Here is a 19,106-nt window from a genome sequence, read left to right as displayed (position 1 = left end):
GGGGTCCACAAAGTCAGGCGGCATCCGAGGCGGGCGGCAAGGCACCGGTGCCAGTGCCGGTTTCGGCGAGCAGGGCAAGCGTGCGCTCTGCCTCTTCCGGGTCGAGCTTGGACAGGGCGTAGCCGACATGCACGATGACGTAGTCGCCCACCGCCACGCCCTCGACCAGCGCCAGGGAGCAGGCGACCTTCACCCCGCCCAGGCTGACGGTGGCGCGGTCGTCCTCCAGAAGCTCGATCACGCGGGCGGGAACGGCGAGGCACATGGGGGCGGTCCTTCCTCAAGCAAACTCTGCATGGCGACCCAGGCCTGTCCCAGGCTGAGCCCGCCGTCGTTGGCCGGTGCCTGGCGCGGCAGCAGCGCGGTGACGCCGCGCGCCGCGAAGCCGGCGCTCAACCTCTCCGCCAGAACGGCGTTCATCAGGCAGCCGCCGGACAGGGCGATGCGGTCGAGGCCGCGCGCCGTCAGCGCCGGCATGGCCCAAGCGACCAGCGCCGCGGCCAGGGTGCCATGGAACCGGTCGGCCCCCTCCTGCGCATTGATCTGCAACAAACTTTCCAGGAGGGGGGTGATATCCAGCACGCCGCCGTCGATCCGCCAGCCGCCCTCCAGCACCGTGGGGCGGCGCACCAGCGATTCCAGGGCCATCGGCGCCTCGCCCTCGAAGCCGGCGACGGCGCGAATCCCCAGCAGGCCGCAGGCGGCGTCGAACCAGCGCCCGCAGGAGCTGGTGGGCGGCGCGTTGACGCCGGCCTCGATCATCCGCCGCACGCCGTCCGCCGGCCCGCAGGAGGCGAAGCGCCCGGTGATCTCCGCGCCGCGCCCCATGCGGGCCAGCGCCGCCGCCGCCATGCGCCAGGGCTGGCGCGCAGCGACATCGCCGCCCGGCTGGGTCAGCGGTGCCAGATGGCCGAGGCGCGTGAAGCCGGTGCCCTCCGCCAGCAGCATCTCCCCGCCCCAGGACCCGCCGTCCGTCCCCAGCCCGAACCCGTCCAGCGCCAGCCCCAGCGCCGGGCCGTCCAGGCCGTGTTCGGCCAGCACCGCGGCGATGTGGGCGTGGTGATGCTGCACCGGCAGGGTCGGCAGGCCGAGCGATTCGGCGAGGCGGGTGCTCTGGAAGTCGGGGTGGAGGTCGTGGGCGACGGCCACCGGCTCCACCGCCAGGATGCGGCGCAGATGGGCGACGCTGTCCTCAAGGAACGCTACGGTCGCGGCGTTGTCGAGATCGCCGATGTGCTGGCTGAGGAAGGCTTCGTCGCCGCGGGTCAGGCAAACGGTGGCCTTCAGGTGCCCGCCGACCGCCAGCACCGACGGTCCGGAGCGCGGCAGACGGATGGGCACCGGCGCATGGCCCCGTCCCCGCCGCAGGAACGCCGGCGCGCCTGCCACCACCCGCATCACGCTGTCGTCGGCGCGGATCAGGATGTCGCGGTCATGATCGACGATCAGGTCGGCGATTCCTGCCAGCCGTTGCCGCGCCTCGGCGTTGCCGATGGCGAGCGGTTCGCCGCCTGGGTTGGCGGAGGTCATGACCAGGGCGAGGTCCTGCGGCCGCTCCAGCCACGCCGTGCCGTCCGGGCGTCCGGCGGCCTCGTGGAACAGCAGATGATGGATCGGCGTGTAGGGCAGCATGACGCCCAACCAGGCGAGACCGGGAGCGATGGCGTCGGGAAGTGTGGGGGCGCCGTCCCGCCGCCGCAACAGCACCACAGGCCGCTCCACCCCCTCCAGCAACGCCCGTTCCGCCTCCCCGATTTCCACGAACCGCTCCGCGGAAGCAGCGTTGGCGACCATCAGGGCGAAGGGCTTGCCGTTGCGCCGCTTGCGCGCTCGCAGCCGTTCCACCGCCGCCGCGTTGAACGCGTCGCAGGCGAGGTGGAAGCCGCCCAGCCCCTTGATGGCAACGATCCGTCCGCCGCGCAGCGCGGCCAGCATTTCCTCGATGGAATGGGACAGGCGCGGGCCGCAGGCCGGGCAGGCGGTCGGCTGGGCGTGGAAGCGGCGGTTGGCGGGATCGGCGTATTCGGCGGCGCAGTCCGGGCAGAGCGGAAAGCCCGCCATGGCGGTCTGCGGCCGGTCGTAGGGCAGGGCGCGCGTGATGGTGAAGCGCGGCCCGCAATGGGTGCAGTTGAGGAACGGATAGCGGTGGCGCCGGTCCGCCGGGTCGAACAGCTCGGCCAGACAGGCTGGGCAAACGGTGGCGTCGGGGGCGACTCCGGTGGTCACCGTTCCGTGCCGCGACGCAAGGATGGCGAAACCCGCCTCGTCGGGGCGGATGGGGCAGTCTTCCGCCTCGACCGCGTCGATCCGCGCCAACGGTGGGGCATCCTTCGCGAGCGCCGTCAAAAAGCGCTCCAGGGTCTCGCCCTGCACCTCCGCCAGCACCCCGGCCCCGTCGTTCAGCACCCAGCCGGTCAGTGCGAGGCGGTGCGCCAGCCCATGCAGGAAGGGCCGGAAGCCGACCCCCTGCACCTGCCCGCGGACCCGGAGGCGAAGCCGTTTCACCGCGCGGCGACCGCCACGCCAGCGCCGATCATCAACGTGCCGGCGCCCTGGTTCAGCGCCTTCATAGCCCGCTCGCTGCGGAACAGATGACGGGCGCGCGACGCCGCCATGGCGTAGGTCAGCAGGACGGCGCTCAACACGCCCACCACGATGCCGGCCATCAGCACGGCGTCGGTGGCGGATACGCGGGTCAGATCCACGAAGGCCGGGAGAAAGGCCATGTAGAACAGGATGGTCTTCGGGTTGGAAAGGGTCAGGGCCAGACCGCTCGCGAAGCCCCGCAACTGCGCGCCTTCGGCCGCCGGCGGGTCTCCACCGAGGGTGACGGGCGCGCGCCATGTTCGGATGCCCAGCCAGATCAGGTAACCGGCGGCGGCGAAGCGCAGCAGGGTGAACAACTCCTCGAAGGCGTGGGCGACGGCGGCCAGCCCGCCGAGGGCGAGCGCCAGAAGCACGAGGTCGCCCACCACCATTCCGGCGAGGAAGCCCAGATTGCACCGCCATCCCAGGGCGAGGGAACGGGCGACCACGGCGAAGATGCCGGGTCCGGGGGTGGCCATGAAATACAGGCAGGCCCCGGCCATCAGGAGGAAATCGGCGGGGCTCATGCGCCGCGTCCCGCCACGGCCGTCGCAAGCCCCTCCTCGATCCAGCCGTACCAGTCATCGAGCCCCTGGCCGGCGGTCGCGGAAACCTCGATCACGCGCAGGTTCGGCTTCAACTGGCGGGCGTAGGCGATCATGCGCGCCACGTCGAAGGTCAGATGCGGCAGCAGATCGACCTTGTTGACCAGCAGCAGGTCGGCGCCCGCGAACATCGCCGGGTATTTCAGGGGCTTGTCCTCCCCCTCCGTCACCGAGAGCACGACGACCTTGTGCGCCTCGCCGAGGTCGAAACCGGCCGGGCAGACGAGGTTGCCGACATTCTCGATGAACAGAACGCTGCCCGCCTCCACCGGCAGGCGCCCCATTGCCAGGGTAACCATTTGGGCGTCGAGATGGCAGCCCTTGCCGGTGTTGACCTGGATGGCCGGGGTGCCGGTGGCGCGGATGCGGTCGGCGTCGAAGGAGGTCTGCTGGTCGCCCTCGATCACCGCCATCGGGAACCGCCCCTTCAGGTCGGTCAGCGTGCGGGTCAGCAGGGTCGTCTTGCCCGAACCGGGGCTGGACATCAGGTTCAGCACGAACACGCCCTTCGCCGCGAACAGCTGGCGGTTCACCGCGGCGAAGCTGTCGTTCTTGGCGAGGATGTCCTGTTCGATGGCGACCAGCCGGGTCTGCGACATTCCCGGCACCTCCGTCCCCGCCGGGCCGCGGCCGAGGTCGATGGTGCCGTGGTCATGCCCATGATCATGGCCATGGTCGTCGCCGTGCGTGTGCCGGTAGACCTTGCCGTCCGGGCCGAGATGCTCGTGGCTGTGGTCGTGATGATGATGGTGGTCATGATCATGATGATGGTCGTGACCGTGGTGGTGATGGCCGTGCGCGTGGCCGGCTTCGATTTTCGTTTCGCCTTCGGCGCAGCCGCAGACCGTGCACATCACTCCACCTCCAGTTCCTTGACGCGCATTTCCTCGCCGCCGGTCACCATCAGCTGGTGGCCGCCGCAGTCCGGGCAGGGGGCCGACCGCTCGGGCAGCGGGACCGGCTTCTCGCAGGACAGGCAGAAGGCCTGACCCGGCGGGCGTTCGATGTCCAGGACGGCGCCCTCCGCGATGGTGCCGCGGCTGACCGCGTCGAAGCCGAAGGCGATGGCCTCCGGTTCGACGTGAGACAGGGTGCCGATGACCAGACGCACCGTCTTCACCGTCGTGAAGCCCTGGGCCGCGGCCTGATCGCGGATCACGTCGATGATGCCCTGGCTGAGCGCCAACTCGTGCATGGGTCAGTCCTCGTCCTGAATCGTGATGGCGGAGGCCACGCAGGGATCGAGTGCGGCCACCAGCAGGCTGGCACGCTCGGCCAGACCCACGTCGGCCGCGGTGCCTTCCAAACCCCGGGCCAGCGGTCCGTCCGCGGCGAAATTCCATTCGGTCGGCGCCGCGATGCGATAATCGGCGATACGACCGTCCTCAAGCCGCAGCCAGTGGGCGAGGCGCCCGCGGGCTGTTTCCACGACGCCACTTCCCGCGCCGCGCCGCGTGGCGCCGGTGTCCGGAGCCGGTTCGGCGTCGTCGAGGCGGTCCGCCCAGGATGCCAAGCGCTCCGCCAGTCCCGCCAGTTCCACCAGCCGGGCGGCGGCATGAGCGGCGAGACCGGAGCCGTGCCGGGCCAGCAACGCGGCGACCAGCGGATGCGCGGTGCGGCGGGCCAGCGGCCCGGTGTGGGCCGGGGCACCGTCCTGCCGGGGACGCGCGGAGAACTCCGCGTCGACGGACAGCCGCTCGCCGAACCAGCCCGCCGGATGCGGCTCCAGCGCCGCCACGCCGCAGGCGCCGAAGCCTGCCATGCCCGGTGCCAGGACGCGGCGAATCAGCCGAGCCGCACCGGTTCCGCCCGCCTCGGCCCAGCGCTCCAACGCCGCCACGTCGGTGGGAGCCGGGGCGGCGAAGACGGCGCGCTCCACCCCCTTGCGCAGGGCCGCGATGGCGGCGGTCAGAGCGGCGCGGTCGGGCCGCAGGGAGCCGCCGCCGAGGCGCAGCCCGTCGCGGGCCGGGTAGAGCGCAGGATGGATCGCCGCCGCCGCGGCGCGCAGGACTGCCAACTCCTTGGGCTGCGGCGCCTCGCCGAGCCGTGCCGGCCAGTCCATCAGGACTTGCCACGCGTGGTTCGTCGCGGCTTCCGCCTCGGCCAGCAGGACGCGGGCGGTGGTGTGCGGTCGGGCGCCGAGACCGAGCGCATCCTCAAGAGCCTCAAGCGCGGCCAGCGACTGGGCGGTGCCGCACAGGCTGAACAACAGCGGCACGAGGCGCATCGCCTCGTCGGGCGTGCGTCCGCACAGGGCGCGGGCGGCGGCGGGGCGGCGGACCTGCACCGACACGGCGCGCACCCGCCCGTTGGCGGTCCGCAGCCGCACCGACACGGTGCCTTCCAGTCCACCGCCCGCCACGCTCATCGGCGCGCTCTCCCGAACAGGGAGCGGCGGGACAGGGCGGGCTTCGCCGCCTCCGCATCGCTTGCCGGCGGCGGCTCGGTCTGTGGCGCCAGTGGCTGCGGCTCCCGCATCAGATGGTCGAGCGCCAGGGCGGCGGCGGCGCGGGCGTCCTGCTGATCGGGAAACACGTTCATAGCCGAGGCGAGCGGGATCACCGCCAGCGTTCCCAGGACGCCCACGCGCGCCGCGGTGAAGCGGTAGGCGCCGGAGGGCAGGGCGATCTCCATCTTGTCGCCGTCGCGCCGCTCCGCCCATAAGGCGGGATCGCGCGGGATCAGCACGGCGTTCAGGAACCAGGGGGCGATGACGCAGCCGATCCAGCCCGGCCCTTGGGGGCGGAACCCCAGCGCCTCCACCGCAAGGGCGGCGTTGCAGATGGGAACGCCGGCCATGTCGCGCTCCGCGATCAGGCGGTAGCTGGCGGTCAGGGCGGCGACGCGCGCGTCCATCGCATCGCCGCCGGGCGGTGCCGCGACGGTGAAGCCATGCTGCGGCCCGCCGCAACCCGGGCAGCGCCAATAGTCCGGCAGGCCGCCGAAGGGCGTTCCCGGCGGCACTTCCCGCCCCGGATCGCCCGCCGTGGGGTTGTAGACCGCGCCGCAAGACCCGCAGGCGGGACGCGCGTCGGCGGCGAAGCCCGCCTCGGGGCCGCCGGGGGTCATGCGGTCGCCTTTTCCATGAGGTCGGCGAACAGGTGGTCCACATTCTCCCCCTTCGCGGCCAGCAGGATGGCGTCCAGCGCGCGGTTCAGCGGCTCCACCTCTTCGAACTCCAGTGGGCGGACGGCGCGGTCGAGATGGACGAGGACCCAGCCGCCTTCCGGCACCTCCTCTATCAGCATGACGTTGACGCGCCGCTCCTCGCCGCGGCCGGTGCAGCGCGCGGTGAAGCCATCGGTTTCCAGGACCTGCATCGGGATGCCGAGACACATGCGCGCGTCCTCACGCGGGGAGGCCGGTCGCCGTGACACTGGCGACGTAACCGCGGCATCTTGACCGGGGGTTGAATCCGCACATTGATGTGCGTCAAACATGCGGTCCGACGCAATTTCGTGGCGCTCCGCCATTTCCAATCGGAACGGTTCTGCTAAAGTGGCGACCGCTTCGCGCGCGATGGGGTAGGGGTCGGTCGTGCGCCGCTCAACGATACAGCAGGGGTTTTCACAAATGAAACGCATCGCTCTCGCGTCGGTCACCGCGGCGGCGGCCCTGGCCGCGCTGCCCAACGCGGCGTTCGCCCACACCTTCGGCGCCCATGATGCCGGGTTCGTCCATGGGTTCATGCACCCGGTCGGCGGCTGGGATCACCTGCTGGCCATGGTCGCCGTCGGCCTGTGGGCCGCGCAGCGCGGCGGCAAGGCCCTGTGGGCGCTGCCGACGGCCTTCGTCGGCGCGATGATCGGCGGCGGCCTGCTGGGTGTCGCCGGCATCGACCTGCCGCAGGTCGAGCTTGGCATCGTCCTGTCCGTGGTCGCCCTGGGTGCCCTGATCGCCCTGCAGTCCCGGCTGCCGCTGCTGGCCTCCGCCGGTGTGGTCGCCCTGTTCGCCGTGTTCCACGGCCACGCCCACGGCGCCGAGATGCCGGAGGCGGCGGAGCCGCTGCTCTACGGCCTGGGCTTCGCCCTGTCCACCGCGCTGCTGCACGGGGCGGGCATCGGCGCCGCCCTGTCGCTGCGCCGTCTGGTGGAAGGCCGCAGGGGGGCCCTGGCGCTGCGCGGCACCGGCGCCGTGGTCGGTCTGGCCGGCGTGGCGCTGCTCGCGCTGGGCTGATCCGGAGCACCGCCTTCGACGCAATCGAAAAGGCCCGGCGGGTTTTTCCGCCGGGCCTTTTTGTATGCCGCGTTCCACGCGGCGCGGCGCATCGACGGCGTTCCGCCTAGGCCGCCCGGATGGCCGCGAGGAAGGTCGAGACTTCCTGATGAAGCGCGTCGGCCCATTGCGACAGGGTTCTGGCGGACTCCAGAACCTCGGCGGCGGCGGTGCCGGCCTGCGTGGCGGCGCCGTTGACGTTGGCGATGTTGCCGCTGACCTCTTGGGTGCCGCGCGCCGCCTCGACGATGTTGCGCGAGATCTCGCTGGCGGTGGCGTTCTGCTCTTCGGTCGCGGCGGCGATGGTGGCGGAGATCTCGTTGATCGACGCGATGGTGGCGCCGATCCCTTCGATCGCCGCCACCGTGCCCTGGGTCGCCGACTGCACGGAGGCGATCTGCGCCGAGATTTCCTCGGTGGCCTTGGCGGTCTGGTTGGCGAGGCTCTTGACCTCTCCCGCCACGACCGCGAACCCCTTGCCGGCCTCGCCGGCCCGCGCCGCCTCGATGGTGGCGTTCAGCGCCAGCAGATTGGTCTGGGCGGCGATGCCCTGGATGAGCTTGACGACGTCGTCGATGCGCCCGGCGGCGCTGGCCAGGCTGCGCACGCTGTCGCTGGTCTGCCCGGCCTCCGCCACCGCCTTCCCGGCGATTTCGTTGGAACGGGTGACCTGACGGCCGATCTCCTGGATCGCGGCGGTCATCTCCTCGCTGGCCGCCGCGACGGTCTGGACGTTGGTGGCGGTCTGCTCGGCGGCGGCGGCGGTGGCGGTCGATTGCCGGTGGGTCTGGTCGGCCAGCGCCGCCATCAGGCCCGCCGACTGGCTCATCCCGGCGGTGGAGGCGCCGAGCTTGCTCAGGATGTCGGCGGACTTGCGGTCGAAGCCGCGGATCAGATCCTCCAGCGCCCGCGTCCGCTTTTCCTTGCTGACAACCTCGGCCTTGCCGGTTTCGGTCAGACGGACGCGCTCTTCGGCGCCGTCCTTCAGAACCTGAAGCGCGCGGGCCATGTCGCCGATCTCGTCGGTGGCGGTGGGCTGCGGAATCTCGACGGCGAGATCGTTTTGCGCCAGCCGCAGGATTGCGGCGGTCAGCCGGTGCAGGCGGCGGATGACCTGCCGGAACATCAGCAGCAGCGCCAGGCCGAAGGCCGCCAGGATGGCCGCGATGACCGTCAACGCGATGCCCAACTGCCACCACGCCCGGCTCAGGGTGTCGGCGTTCTGTTCCTTGGCATTGACCAGCGCCGCATCCCGCATCACCAGGATGTTGTTCAGCATCGGGCCGGCCCACTTGTTCCATTCGGCATAGGTGACGGGCGGCGGCGCGCGATCCCGCGCCGCGGCGAGGGCGGCCTGGAAGCGCGCCTCGCCATCCGACATCACCGTCGCCTTCATATGGTCCAACGCCTTCACGAGGTCCGGAGGACTGCCCATGGCCTCGACCGCCTTCCCGATCTGCTGCCAGAGCAGGGCGATCTTGCCGGTCATTTCGGTCAGGGTCTTGATGCGCTCAGGGGTCTGCTCCGTGCCATTGACAAAAATGGCGAGGAAGGAGGAGCGAACCCCATCGATGTCACGCAGGTCCTGGGCCGTGCGGGCGAGGCTGGTGGTCGAAAGCAGGGTTTGATCCGCCTTTATCGTCGCGCGGAAGGCTTCGTTGGTGGCTTTTCCTCCCAGATCGCTTGCCTTCGCAAGGCCGTCGACCACGGTGGCATAGGCGTTGGCGGGACGGGAGGAGGGGGGCTGCATCAGCGCATTCCGTCCGTCCGTCCGCATCGTCTTCAATTCCGCGGTGAGACGGTCGATCGTCGCCGTCGGCAATCCAGCCGCCGCGAAGCGCTGCCGCGCCGCGCCGATGGACTCGTCGAGCGCGGCGCCCGTCGTTTCGAGCCGCTTGTTCGTCTCGGCGTCCAACTGGCCGGAAACCCCGAAGGCATAGCCCCACGCCGACCGTTCGGTGGGCACCTTGGAGCCGATCGCGATGGCGGTTTCATACGCTGCAAGGTTGCGTTGCGCTTCCAGTTGCGTGCGCACGTCGGATACCGCGTCGTACGCGATGAACCCAGCCAGGCAGAGTGGGACGACGGCCATAATCGCGTTGGCCGTAATGATTTTTCCGATAATTCTCATCCCGGTCTCCCTATGACCTTCAAGGACGAAGGACACTGCGCGGCTTTTTGTTATGTGCTCGGATTGTTAATTTTCCTATAATTTCATAAACTGGCTAAAATTGAAAATCTTCGATAAGCGGGTGGTGTTTTGGTGACGCGCAAAGCGGCTTTGCTTCCTCGTCGCCCAGTGCTTGTCCGATTGCTTTCAGCCGTGACGCGATCGGACGCGCCGGCCCGTGGTGGTTGAAGCCAGGCTCGCGTCACGACACGTCCGGCGCCGCCTGGTCCGGATGGGGGTGACGGGCTAATCCTCAAGACAACTCTCGCCGGGTGGCCGTTCCGTGCCGATGCCTCGACGATGTCGACTTACCCGCGGGTGTCCGCCGCCTCGTGCAGCGGGGACCGAGTCGCTGGCGATGATCCGGCAGACCTTCCACCGGGCGATCCCATGCGCAGCGGTGACGGCATTTCCATGGTCTCGATCAATGCATTGGCGTCATGCGCGCGGTTGCCCTTCCGCCGCGCGGCCAGGACGGCCATGCTGGGCGCCGACCATTCTGAAGGGGAACCTCGCCGATGACTCCGCCGACCTTCGTCACCTTGCGCAGAGCCCTGCTCACCCTGGCTGTCGCCGTTCCCGCCGTCTTGACCGCCGGTGCCGTCCTCGCCCCTGCGGCGCCGGCCCTGGCGGAGGTGCCGGGCCAGCAGCGGACCCAGGCGCCGGGCTTCTACCGCATGGCCATCGGCGATTTCGAGGTCACCGCTCTGTATGACGGCTTCATCGACCTCGACCGCAAGATCCTCAGCGGCGCCAGCGCCGACGATATCCAGAGCCTGCTCGCCCGGATGTTCCTGGCCGACACACCGGGCGTCCAGACGGCGGTGAACGCTTTCCTCGTGCACACCGGCGCAAACCTCGTCCTGGTGGACACCGGGACGGCCAAGGCCTTCGGTCCGGCGCTGGGCTTCATTGCCGACAACATCCGTGCCGCCGGCTACAGCCCGGAGCAGATCGACACGGTTCTGCTGACCCACCTGCACCCGGACCACGCCAACGGCCTGCTGCGTCCGGACGGCGCCATGTTGTTCCCCAACGCGACGGTCCAGGTCGCCAAGGCCGACGCCGACTTCTGGCTGAGCGAGGAGGTGGCGGCCAAGGCCCCGGCCGACAGCCAGCCCTTCTTCGCCATGGCCCGCGCGGCGGTGGCGCCCTACGCGGCGGCGGGCAAGCTGAAACCCTACCAGCCCGGCGACAGCCTCGTGCCGGGCGTGGAATCGGTGGCGGCCTACGGCCACACGCCGGGGCACAGCGGCTATCTGTTCACATCGGGGGAGCGCAGCATCCTGATGTGGGGCGACGTCGTGCACAGCCACTCCGTGCAGTTCGCCCGCCCGGAGGTCGTCATCGAGTTCGACGCCGACAAGGCGCAGGCCGTCGCGTCCCGCAAGAAGCTCTTCGCCGACGCCGCGGCGCAGAAGCTGTGGGTGGCCGGCGCCCATCTGCCCTTCCCCGGCATCGGCCATGTCCGCACCGAAGGCAAGGGCTACGCCTGGGTCCCGGTGGAGTTCGGCCCGATCCGCGCCGACCGCTGAGGATTGATCGTGATCGCCACGCTCAGTTTCGGGGCGTGGCGGTCACACCGAGGCGGGCCAGTTCCTCGACGATCATCGTCACCATCCGCGGGATCACCGCCTCGATCTCCGGAGACATCATCAGGCCGGTGCCCAGCGCCATCGGCACGCAGCCGACCACCGTCACGCTCTCCGGCGCCTCGTCCTGCAGGCGCAGCGAGGCCAGCAGGTCGCTGAGGCCGAGTTGGTGGGGCGACAGCTTGCCCTTGAAATAGGCCGGAACCTCGTCGCCGCGCAGCACGGTCAGGCTGGCCGGCGGCGCGCCGGTCTTCACCGCGTCCACCGCGATGAGGTGCTTGTGGCTGGCGATGAGGTCCAGCATGTCCATGCCACAGGTGCCGCCGTCCACCACGCTGACATGGTCGGGCACGCTCCAGGCGGCGTCGAACGCCTCCATGGCGCGCACGCCCACCCCTTCGTCCATCAGGAGGATGTTGCCGAGGCCGAGGACGAGGATGGACATGGTGCGGACGCTCCGTTCGTTGATTTTGAAACAGAAGGATGAGGCCGGATCGGCGCCGGGCGCCGTGAACTGGATCAATCGGCCTGAACAGGCGACGCGAAAAGCCCCTCCTCCATGGGGAAGAGGGGCTTTCGGCCGGTCAGAGGGCTTGGATCAGACGACCTTCACCTGATAATGCGACTTCGTTTCCGTGTCGGTCAGGTGCACGGCGCAGGCCAGGCACGGGTCGAAGCTGTGCAGGGTGCGGATGATCTCCAGCGGCTGGTCGGCGACCGCCACCGGGTTGTCGATCAGGGCCGCCTCGTAGGCCGAGATGTTCCCGTCCTCGTCGCGCGGACCGGCGTTCCAGGTGGTCGGCACGACCGCCTGGTAGTTCTTGATCTTGCCGTTCTCGATCACGACCCAGTGGGAGAGCATGCCGCGCGGCGCCTCGTGGAAGCCGAAGCCGCGGATCTCGCCCTTCGGGAACACCGGCTTGTTGAAGGTCTTGGTGTCGCCCTTCGCGATGTTCTCCATCAGGAGCTTCCACTGGTTCTGCAGTTCCTCGTGCAGGACCACGCAGCGCACCGCGCGGGCGGCGTGGCGGCCGATGGTGGAGTGCAGAGCGTCGACGCCGACCTTGCTGCCGAGATGGCCCGACACCGCGTCCAGCACCGCGTTGACCCAGAACTGCGTGCGCTGGTGGCCCGACGCGTACATGCCCAGCACGTTGGCCAGCGGGCCGACCTGGGCGCGCTTGTCGTAGAAGGTCGGCGACTTGATCCAGCTGTACTTGCCGTCGTCCTGCCAGTCGGTGAAGTTCGGGATCGTCTCGCCGTCGTAGGGGTGCAGGGGACCCTTGCCGCCCTGGTACCAGGAATGCTTCACGCTCTCCTTCACGCCCTTCTCGAAGTAGGGGTCGTGGAAGTCCTTGATCGGGGTGAACTTGGTGAGGTCGCCGCCGTCGATGTAGCCGGCGGGCAGGGCGAAGGTGGTGCCCTTGGTGTCCAGCGGCATGTCCGGGATGGACAGGTAGTTCACCACGCCGCGGCCATACTGCGTCCAGTCGGCGTAGAAGGCGCCGATGGCCGCCACGTCGGGGATGTAGACCTGGGTGATGAAGTCGCCCACCTCGTCGATCAGCTGCTTGATGTACATCAGCTTTTCGAGGGTCAGGGTGGACTGGCTGTCCATGTTGATCGGGTTGGTGACGCCGCCGACCGCCATGTTCTGGATGTGCGGGGTCTTGGAGCCGAGGATCGCCACCACCTTGTTCATGCGCCGCTGGTAGTCGAGCGCCTGGAGGTAGTGGGACGCCGCCATCAGGTTGGCTTCCGGCGTCAGCTTCATCGCCGGATGGCCCCAGTAGCCCGAGCCGAAGATGCCGAGCTGGCCGGAGTTGATGAAGGCCTGCAGCTTCTTCTGCGCGGTGGCGAATTCCTGCGTGCTGTTCCGCGGCCAGCCGGAGATCGACTGGGCCAGCTTGGCGGTCGCCGCCGGATCGGCCTTCAGCGCCGAGACGATGTCCACGAAGTCGAGCGCGGACAGGTGATAGAAATGGACGATGTGATCGTGGACGTTGTGGGCGCCCTGGATCATGTTGCGGATGTACTGGGCGTTGAGCGGCACCTCCAGCTTCAGCGCGTTCTCCACCGCGCGGACGGAGGTGATGGCGTGCACCGTGGTGCAGACGCCGCAGATGCGCTGGGCGAAGACCCAGGCGTCGCGTGGGTCCTTGCCCTGAAGGATCAGCTCGATGCCGCGCCACATCTGGCCCGACGCCCAGGCGTTGGTGACCTTGCCGCCGTCCACTTCACAATCGACCCGCAGGTGGCCCTCGATGCGGGTGACCGGATCTACAACAACTCGCTGAGCCATAACGAAAGTCTCCTAAACTCAGCCGTGCTCGGGATGGACGGCGTGCATGACGGGCAGCTTCTTCACGAAGAGGAGATACAGCGCGATCTCCAGCGCGAAGACGCCGACGGTGACCATGATTTCCTTGACCGAGGGGAAGTAGTGCCAAGGACCGACCGCCGGCGTGAAGCCGATGAGATAGACGTTCAGGCGGTAGAGGATGCCCGCCGCCAGCAGGAGCGAGGCCGCCAGGAACAGCGCCCGCGACCGGTTGCGGTTGGCCTTCGGGATCAGCAGCGCGAGGCCGGAGATCATCAACGCCATTTCCGCGACGAACCAGCCGGACTGCGGGCCGCCGAAGATCTGGCCGATCTGGCCGCGCACAATCAGGTCGACGAAGCGCAGCACGACGAACAGCGAGGCGACGACCAGCATCAGGCCCGACAGCTTCGACAGCACCGGCGTTTCCATCGGGCGGCGGAAGTTCAGCGAGGCCATGACCGATTCCCAGACCACGATGGCGAAGCCCATCAGGATGGCGGTCAGCAGGAAGAAGACCGGCAGCATCTGCGACTGCCACAGCGGCGACAGCTTGTGCCCGACGATGACCATCATGGTGCCGAGCGACGACTGGTGCATCGTCGGCAGCAGAACGCCCAGCGCGATGAAGACCCACAGCACCTTGTTCAGCTTGGCGCGCAGCCCCTCGATGCCGAAGCGCTCCAGGAAGGCCGGGGCGAACTCCACCACCAGCACCAGCGTGTAGGTCGCCACGCACAGGCCGACCTCCAGCATCACCGAGTTCGGCTGCGCGTACCACGGCAGCATCATGTGGTAGAAGTTCCAGTAGCGCCCCAGATCGACCAGCACCGCCAGACCGGCGAGGCCGTAGCCGAACAGGCTGGCCAGCACCGCCGGACGGACCAGCGGGTGGTACTCGCCGCGGTTCAGGATGTAGCAGAGCAGCGCGATGACGTAGCCGGCGCAGCCGAAGGCCGAGCCGATCACCACGTCGATGGCCACCCAGATGCCCCAGGGATAGCCGTCGTTCAGGTTCGACGCGGCGGCCAGGCCCTGCGTGTAGCGCTGGAACAGGATGACGCCGGCGATGGCGACCAGGGCGGCGCAGATCAGGAAGGGAAGGGTGAGGACCCGGCCGCCGAGCGGCTGATGCTCATGCCCATGATGCTCTTTAAAGTGCGAAGACATGGCGTGGCCCCCTCACTCGTCGGTGTGGTTCTTGGTGTTGCGGTGCGCCAGATAGGCGAGACCGGCGAACACCGTGGCGGGGGCGATCATGCCCGCGTAGAGCGTGTGCTGGATGCCTTCCGACAGGGTCGGATAGCCGTTCTCCGGCACGTTGGTAGGCAGGTTCAGCTTGTCGAACGGCACGGCGGACACCGCGAGGCACTGGGTGCCGCCCAGTTCCTTCTCGCCGTAGATGTGCGTCTGGTAGGCCGCCTCGACGAGCTTCTCATGGCCGGAGCGCGGGCCGCCGACCTTGCCGGCGATGTCGCCGCGCGGGTAGTGGGTGTGTTCGCCGACCTTCAGCGCGGTGCGGCGCTTGGCCTCCGCCTTGAGGTCCTCCGTGCGGCCGAATAGCGTCGCCCCGGTGGGGCAGACGTCGGCGCAGCCCGGAAGCTCGTTCTTGGCGAGCTGCTGCTTGCAGAGCTGGCACTTTTTGATCTCGCCGAAGGCGTCGTTGTAATCGTACTTCGGCACGCCGAACGGGCAGGACAGCACGCAGTAGCGGCAGCCGATGCAGGCGCTCGGGTCGTGGTTGACGATGCCGGTCTTCGCGTCCTTGGTCATCGCCGACACCGGGCAGACCGACACGCAGGACGGATCGGCGCAGTGCAGGCACTGCCGCTTGATGAAGGCGAAGCCGTTCTCCGCTGCGTCCTTGGTGGCGCCGGTGCCGTGGCTGTAGGCCTTGATGACGTTCAGCGTCCTGGCCGACAGCTCCACCGGGCTGTCGTAGATCGGCTTGTCGCCGCCCCCCGCGTTCCAGCCCTGCTGGGCCGGGCCGACGTCGGGCGGCATGTGGTTGACCTCCTTGCAGGCGGTCACGCAGGCCTTGCAGCCGATGCACAGCGTGCTGTCGTAGAGCAGACCGACCGCGTCGGGCGGCAGCGGCTTGGGCGGGCGGACCAGTGCGTTGGCCTCCGGCGGGGCCGCGACCACGGTGGTGCAGGCCGCTGCGGCGGCCGCAGCGCTGCCCTTGACCGCGTTGCGCAGGAAGCCGCGACGCGAAACCGATGTCCTGCTTTTCGACATCATGTTCTTTGACATCATGTTTTTCGACATGGCGTCACCTCACTCGGCGGCGGTGGAGGAGGATTCGGTCTTCGCGTCCTGCTTGCCGAGCCGGCTGGAGATGACGGCACCGGCGCCGACCGCCGCGCCGGCGATGCCGGCGACCACCGCCGCGGCCCCGGCGGAGATGCCCTCGCCCTTCTCGACGGCGACCGCCGGGTAGGTGTTGGGCGGTGCCACCGACTTCAGCGAGGCCAGCTCATGGATGCCCTTGGTGAAGCCGACGCCCTTCTCGGTGCAGCCGAAGCAGGGATGGCCGGTGCCCACCGGCCAGGTGCCCTGGCCGACGTCGTTGAAGCCGATGGAGGGACAGTTCGCGTAGGTCTCCGGACCCTTGCAGCCGAGCTTGTAGAGACAGTAGCCCTGGCGGTGGCCGTAGTCGCCGAACTCCATGGCGAAGCGTCCGGCGTCGAAATGCGGACGGCGCTCGCAATTCTCGTGGATCAGGCGGCCGTAGGCGAACTTCGGGCGCATCTTGTCGTCCAGCTCCGGCAGCTTGCCGAAGGCGACGAAATGCAGGACCAGCGACAGGAAATTGTAGGGGTTCGGCGGGCAGCCGGGGACGGAGACGACCGGCTTGTCCTTGATGATCTCGTTCAGCCCGACGGCGCCCGTCGGATTGACGCCGGTCGACGGCCAGCCGCCCCAGGAGGAGCAGGACCCCATGGAGATGACCGCGGCGGCGCCCTTGGCGCACTCCAGCACGGCGTCCTTGTAGGTCTTGCCGGCGACCTTGCAGTAGACGCCCCCATCCTTCGTCGGGATGGAGCCGTCGGTGACCATCAGGTACTTGCCCCAATTGTCCTTCATCGCCTGCTGCTTCCAGTTCTCGGCCTGGTGGCCGGAGCCGGTCATCAGCGTCTCGTTGTAGTCGAGCGAGATGGTGTCGAGGATCAGCGTCTCCAGCGACGGGTGATGGGTGCGCAGCAGCGATTCGGTGCAGCCGGTGCAGGCCTGGCCCGACAGCCAGATCACCGTCGGGCGCGGCGCGGCCACGGCGGCGTTGGCGATCTTCACGCCAAAGGCGGGGGACAGGCCCAGCGTGGCGGCCACGCCCGTGCAGTAGGTCAGGAATTCCCGGCGGGACAGGCCGGCCAGCGCACCCTCATACTCGTCGAGATCGCCGATGTGCTCGGCGTCGAGATCCACATGTCCGTCGGGCATGATTTCCCCCAAAGACCCTTTTGCATTGATCCGCTGGCCGCCCGGTTGCCGGACGCCGGATGCGCAGCACGCCACGGCGCGTCCTGGGGGACCCGATGAGGGAAACCCACGGCGCGGCGTAATCCCTATCAATTGTAGGGGTATTTGGGCGCGAAACGCTCGCCGGCATTGCACCAGTTTCGATGCGGGCGCGGCATTGATCTACATCAAATGGGGTATGACGCGGGTAAGCTTCGAACGCCGAGGCGGTATCAACGGAAAGGATGCGTCGGGAAAAGCCTCCTCTCCGGCGCGAAAGCCGGAGAGGAGGAGGGAGGGGGTCAGACCGCCTTCATCTGGCGGGTGAAGTCGTCCACGTCGCTTTGCAGGGTGCGCGCGTGGACCGACAGGCCCTTGGCGGCGCTCAGCAGGCCACCGGCGGCCTCGCCGGTGTGGTCGGCCGACTGCGACACGCCGGAGATGGTCGAGGAGACCTCCTGCGTGCCGATCGCGGCCTCCTGCACGTTGCGGGCGATTTCCTGGGTGGCGGAGCCCTGCTGCTCCACTGCGGCGGCAACGTTGGTGCTGATGTCGCTGATCCGCTCGATGGTGCCGACGATGCCGCTGATCGCGCCGACCGCCTGCTGGGTCTCGCTTTGGATGGCGACGATCTGGGCGGAGATCTCCTCGGTGGCGCGGGCGGTCTGGTTGGCGAGGCTCTTCACCTCCTGCGCCACCACGGCGAAGCCCTTGCCGGCCTCGCCGGCGCGCGCCGCCTCGATGGTCGCGTTCAGCGCCAGCAGGTTGGTCTGGCTGGCGATCTCGGTGATGAGGTTGACCACCGCGCCGATCTTCTCCGCCGCCTGGGCGAGGCCCTGGATGGTGCTGTTGGTGCGCTGGGCCTCCCGCTCCGCCTCGCTGGCGATGCGGGCGGCCTCGCCGAGGCGTTGGCTGATCGAGCCGATGGAGGTGGACAGCTCCTCGGTCGCCGCGGCCACGGTCTGGACATTGCCGGTGGCCTGCTCCGCCGCCGCGGCGACGGTCGAGCTGCGGCGCGAGGCGTCGGCGGCGGAATGGGTCAGCGATTCGGCGCTGCTGCGGATGCTGTCGGCCTCCCCGTTCAGGGTGCGGCACAGCCCCTCGATCTTCTGGGCGAAGCCCTGGGTCAGGGCCTCCAGCCGTTCCTGACGCTGGCGGCGGACGTCGATCTCGCGGCGCTCCTGCTCGGCCAAGTCATTGGCGCGCCGCAGCCCGTCCCGGAAGACCAGCACGGCCTCCGCCATGTCGCCGACCTCGTCGCCCTGGCCGGTGCCGGGCACCTCGGCCATGGTGTTGCCGGCGGCGATGGTCTTCATCGCCGCGGTCATGCGGGCGATGGGGCGCGCGATCATGTCGCGGGCGACCAGCACGGCCAGCAGGATGCCGAAGAGCACGCCGCCGACGCCGATGGCGAGCATCAGGGTGGTCCAATGCCAGCGGGCCGACTCCAGCTCGTCGTGCAGGCGGTCGATCATGCCGTCCTGATTGGCGCTGAGCGTCTGGATCGCGGCGTTGAGCGCCTGGCGGTTGCTGCGGTTGGCGTCGTTGTCACCGAAGGTGCGGGCTTCCGCCGGCCCCTTCTCACGGGCGAGGCGCACCGTTTCGGTGCGGAAGCGGATGAACTCCTCGGCCTTCGCCGCCACCGGAGCCAGCGCGGCCTGCCCCTCCGCCGGGGTGAGGCGCTTCAGGGTGCCGAGCCGCTCGCCAAGGGTGTTCAGATTGTCCAGCAGGGGCTTGCCGAACTTGTCCACCTCGGCCCGGTCGCGGGCCATGTAGACGCCGCGCGAGTCCATGACGACGGCGAGGACGAGGCCGTTGAGCTGCTCGCCCAGCACTTGGCGGTCCGACGCCCGTTCGATGGCCTCGGACTTGCCGGCCAGATCCTGCATGGCGGCCAGCCCCATCAGGCCGGTCACCGCGGCCACCGCCGCCTGCAGCCCCACGAGAAGATAGACCTTCGGCCCGATCTTTAGATTCTTAAGCGCTTTCAACATGCTGGACGTCCCCATTGCGGCGGTCTTGTGCCGCCTCTGCGTCTGACGATAATGAGGCACCCATTGGTTTCCGAAGCGTTAAATCGTTCCATGACACGTTGCCGCGCCGCCTTTTGGCCAGAACTGGACGAAACGCATATTGTTTTTGGAGCGGACCAATTTTTT

At 69.0% G+C, this 19,106-nt stretch carries 17 protein-coding genes; 2 read left to right on the top strand and 15 right to left on the bottom strand.

Annotated elements, in window-relative coordinates:
* Positions 1 to 13: 13 nt before the first annotated feature.
* From ACWPXE_RS05745 to ACWPXE_RS05710, 8 genes are read right to left on the bottom strand one after another with little or no spacing between them, the layout of a single operon-like run.
* Positions 14 to 265, bottom strand: a complete 252-nt coding sequence (locus ACWPXE_RS05745) for a HypC/HybG/HupF family hydrogenase formation chaperone (RefSeq protein ID WP_454017039.1) — start codon at positions 263 to 265, stop codon at positions 14 to 16.
* Positions 238 to 2,505 carry a carbamoyltransferase HypF gene (hypF, locus tag ACWPXE_RS05740; RefSeq protein ID WP_454017038.1) on the bottom strand — a complete coding sequence of 756 codons (2,268 nt, stop codon included), beginning with the start codon at positions 2,503 to 2,505 and terminating at the stop codon, positions 238 to 240. Before hypF ends, ACWPXE_RS05745 begins: the two co-directional genes overlap by 28 nt.
* The gene (locus ACWPXE_RS05735) at positions 2,502 to 3,113 is read right to left on the bottom strand and encodes a LysE family translocator (RefSeq protein WP_454017037.1); all 612 of its coding nucleotides are present in this window, start codon (positions 3,111 to 3,113) and stop codon (positions 2,502 to 2,504) included. Before ACWPXE_RS05735 ends, hypF begins: the two co-directional genes overlap by 4 nt.
* Positions 3,110 to 4,045, bottom strand: coding sequence for a hydrogenase nickel incorporation protein HypB (gene hypB / locus ACWPXE_RS05730; protein WP_454017036.1), 936 nt, complete (start codon positions 4,043 to 4,045; stop codon positions 3,110 to 3,112). The genes ACWPXE_RS05735 and hypB overlap by 4 nt, the downstream gene beginning before the upstream one ends.
* Positions 4,045 to 4,386: a hydrogenase maturation nickel metallochaperone HypA gene (gene hypA, locus ACWPXE_RS05725; protein ID WP_454017035.1), complete on the bottom strand. Its 342-nt coding sequence runs from the start codon at positions 4,384 to 4,386 to the stop codon at positions 4,045 to 4,047. The genes hypB and hypA overlap by 1 nt, the downstream gene beginning before the upstream one ends.
* A gap of 3 nt (positions 4,387 to 4,389) precedes the next feature.
* Positions 4,390 to 5,559: a nickel-dependent hydrogenase large subunit gene (locus tag ACWPXE_RS05720; RefSeq protein ID WP_454017034.1), complete on the bottom strand. Its 1,170-nt coding sequence runs from the start codon at positions 5,557 to 5,559 to the stop codon at positions 4,390 to 4,392.
* Positions 5,556 to 6,260 (bottom strand): [NiFe]-hydrogenase assembly chaperone HybE, encoded by a 705-nt coding sequence (hybE, locus tag ACWPXE_RS05715; RefSeq protein ID WP_454017033.1) that lies wholly within the window; start codon positions 6,258 to 6,260, stop codon positions 5,556 to 5,558. The genes ACWPXE_RS05720 and hybE overlap by 4 nt, the downstream gene beginning before the upstream one ends.
* A complete protein-coding gene (locus ACWPXE_RS05710; protein ID WP_454017032.1) occupies positions 6,257 to 6,529 on the bottom strand; it encodes a HypC/HybG/HupF family hydrogenase formation chaperone in 273 nt (90 codons plus the stop codon). Before ACWPXE_RS05710 ends, hybE begins: the two co-directional genes overlap by 4 nt.
* Positions 6,530 to 6,764: 235 nt before the next feature.
* On the opposite strand from ACWPXE_RS05710, the gene ACWPXE_RS05705 reads away from it, so the two are divergent.
* On the top strand, positions 6,765 to 7,367 hold the full coding sequence (locus tag ACWPXE_RS05705; RefSeq protein ID WP_454017031.1) for a HupE/UreJ family protein: 603 nt from the start codon (positions 6,765 to 6,767) through the stop codon (positions 7,365 to 7,367).
* Positions 7,368 to 7,473: 106 nt separating this feature from the next.
* On the opposite strand, the gene ACWPXE_RS05700 is transcribed toward ACWPXE_RS05705, so the two are convergent.
* Positions 7,474 to 9,441: a methyl-accepting chemotaxis protein gene (locus ACWPXE_RS05700; RefSeq protein WP_454017030.1), complete on the bottom strand. Its 1,968-nt coding sequence runs from the start codon at positions 9,439 to 9,441 to the stop codon at positions 7,474 to 7,476.
* 653 nt (positions 9,442 to 10,094) lie between these two features.
* On the opposite strand from ACWPXE_RS05700, the gene ACWPXE_RS05695 reads away from it, so the two are divergent.
* Positions 10,095 to 11,111 carry an MBL fold metallo-hydrolase gene (locus tag ACWPXE_RS05695; RefSeq protein WP_454017029.1) on the top strand — a complete coding sequence of 339 codons (1,017 nt, stop codon included), beginning with the start codon at positions 10,095 to 10,097 and terminating at the stop codon, positions 11,109 to 11,111.
* Between the two features lie 22 nt (positions 11,112 to 11,133).
* On the opposite strand, the gene ACWPXE_RS05690 is transcribed toward ACWPXE_RS05695, so the two are convergent.
* The 6 genes from ACWPXE_RS05690 to ACWPXE_RS05665 form a co-directional block, all read right to left on the bottom strand.
* Positions 11,134 to 11,613 carry a HyaD/HybD family hydrogenase maturation endopeptidase gene (locus ACWPXE_RS05690; RefSeq protein ID WP_137105400.1) on the bottom strand — a complete coding sequence of 160 codons (480 nt, stop codon included), beginning with the start codon at positions 11,611 to 11,613 and terminating at the stop codon, positions 11,134 to 11,136.
* 153 nt (positions 11,614 to 11,766) lie between these two features.
* Positions 11,767 to 13,470 carry a nickel-dependent hydrogenase large subunit gene (locus ACWPXE_RS05685; RefSeq protein WP_119506681.1) on the bottom strand — a complete coding sequence of 568 codons (1,704 nt, stop codon included), beginning with the start codon at positions 13,468 to 13,470 and terminating at the stop codon, positions 11,767 to 11,769.
* Positions 13,471 to 13,488: 18 nt separating this feature from the next.
* Complete coding sequence (hybB, locus tag ACWPXE_RS05680; RefSeq protein ID WP_454017028.1) at positions 13,489 to 14,658, bottom strand: Ni/Fe-hydrogenase cytochrome b subunit; 1,170 nt, start codon at positions 14,656 to 14,658, stop codon at positions 13,489 to 13,491.
* A 12-nt stretch (positions 14,659 to 14,670) separates the two neighbouring features.
* Positions 14,671 to 15,729 carry a hydrogenase 2 operon protein HybA gene (gene hybA / locus ACWPXE_RS05675; RefSeq protein ID WP_454017027.1) on the bottom strand — a complete coding sequence of 353 codons (1,059 nt, stop codon included), beginning with the start codon at positions 15,727 to 15,729 and terminating at the stop codon, positions 14,671 to 14,673.
* 36 nt (positions 15,730 to 15,765) lie between these two features.
* Complete coding sequence (locus ACWPXE_RS05670; RefSeq protein ID WP_454017026.1) at positions 15,766 to 16,929, bottom strand: hydrogenase small subunit; 1,164 nt, start codon at positions 16,927 to 16,929, stop codon at positions 15,766 to 15,768.
* Positions 16,930 to 17,249: 320 nt separating this feature from the next.
* Positions 17,250 to 18,941 carry a methyl-accepting chemotaxis protein gene (locus ACWPXE_RS05665; RefSeq protein WP_454017025.1) on the bottom strand — a complete coding sequence of 564 codons (1,692 nt, stop codon included), beginning with the start codon at positions 18,939 to 18,941 and terminating at the stop codon, positions 17,250 to 17,252.
* Positions 18,942 to 19,106 lie beyond the last annotated feature (165 nt).

This window comes from Azospirillum sp. Marseille-Q6669 (genome assembly GCF_965111635.1).
Note: the sequence above shows the minus strand (reverse complement) of the source record. Positions and strands in the feature narration are given on the sequence as shown.

Excerpts from the sequence above, each read along its gene's own strand:
- ACWPXE_RS05720 (WP_454017034.1), bottom strand. The coding sequence starts at position 5,559 with ATGAGCGTGGCGGGCGGTGGACTGGAAGGCACCGTGTCGGTGCGGCTG.
- hybB (WP_454017028.1), bottom strand. The coding sequence starts at position 14,658 with ATGTCTTCGCACTTTAAAGAGCATCATGGGCATGAGCATCAGCCGCTC.
- ACWPXE_RS05695 (WP_454017029.1), top strand. The coding sequence starts at position 10,095 with ATGACTCCGCCGACCTTCGTCACCTTGCGCAGAGCCCTGCTCACCCTG.
- ACWPXE_RS05705 (WP_454017031.1), top strand. The coding sequence starts at position 6,765 with ATGAAACGCATCGCTCTCGCGTCGGTCACCGCGGCGGCGGCCCTGGCC.
- ACWPXE_RS05685 (WP_119506681.1), bottom strand. The coding sequence starts at position 13,470 with ATGGCTCAGCGAGTTGTTGTAGATCCGGTCACCCGCATCGAGGGCCAC.
- ACWPXE_RS05690 (WP_137105400.1), bottom strand. The coding sequence starts at position 11,613 with ATGTCCATCCTCGTCCTCGGCCTCGGCAACATCCTCCTGATGGACGAA.
- hypA (WP_454017035.1), bottom strand. The coding sequence starts at position 4,386 with ATGCACGAGTTGGCGCTCAGCCAGGGCATCATCGACGTGATCCGCGAT.
- ACWPXE_RS05735 (WP_454017037.1), bottom strand. The coding sequence starts at position 3,113 with ATGAGCCCCGCCGATTTCCTCCTGATGGCCGGGGCCTGCCTGTATTTC.
- ACWPXE_RS05665 (WP_454017025.1), bottom strand. The coding sequence starts at position 18,941 with ATGTTGAAAGCGCTTAAGAATCTAAAGATCGGGCCGAAGGTCTATCTT.
- ACWPXE_RS05670 (WP_454017026.1), bottom strand. The coding sequence starts at position 16,929 with ATGCCCGACGGACATGTGGATCTCGACGCCGAGCACATCGGCGATCTC.
- ACWPXE_RS05745 (WP_454017039.1), bottom strand. The coding sequence starts at position 265 with ATGTGCCTCGCCGTTCCCGCCCGCGTGATCGAGCTTCTGGAGGACGAC.
- ACWPXE_RS05710 (WP_454017032.1), bottom strand. The coding sequence starts at position 6,529 with ATGTGTCTCGGCATCCCGATGCAGGTCCTGGAAACCGATGGCTTCACC.
- hybE (WP_454017033.1), bottom strand. The coding sequence starts at position 6,260 with ATGACCCCCGGCGGCCCCGAGGCGGGCTTCGCCGCCGACGCGCGTCCC.
- hypB (WP_454017036.1), bottom strand. The coding sequence starts at position 4,045 with ATGTGCACGGTCTGCGGCTGCGCCGAAGGCGAAACGAAAATCGAAGCC.
- hybA (WP_454017027.1), bottom strand. The coding sequence starts at position 15,729 with ATGATGTCGAAAAGCAGGACATCGGTTTCGCGTCGCGGCTTCCTGCGC.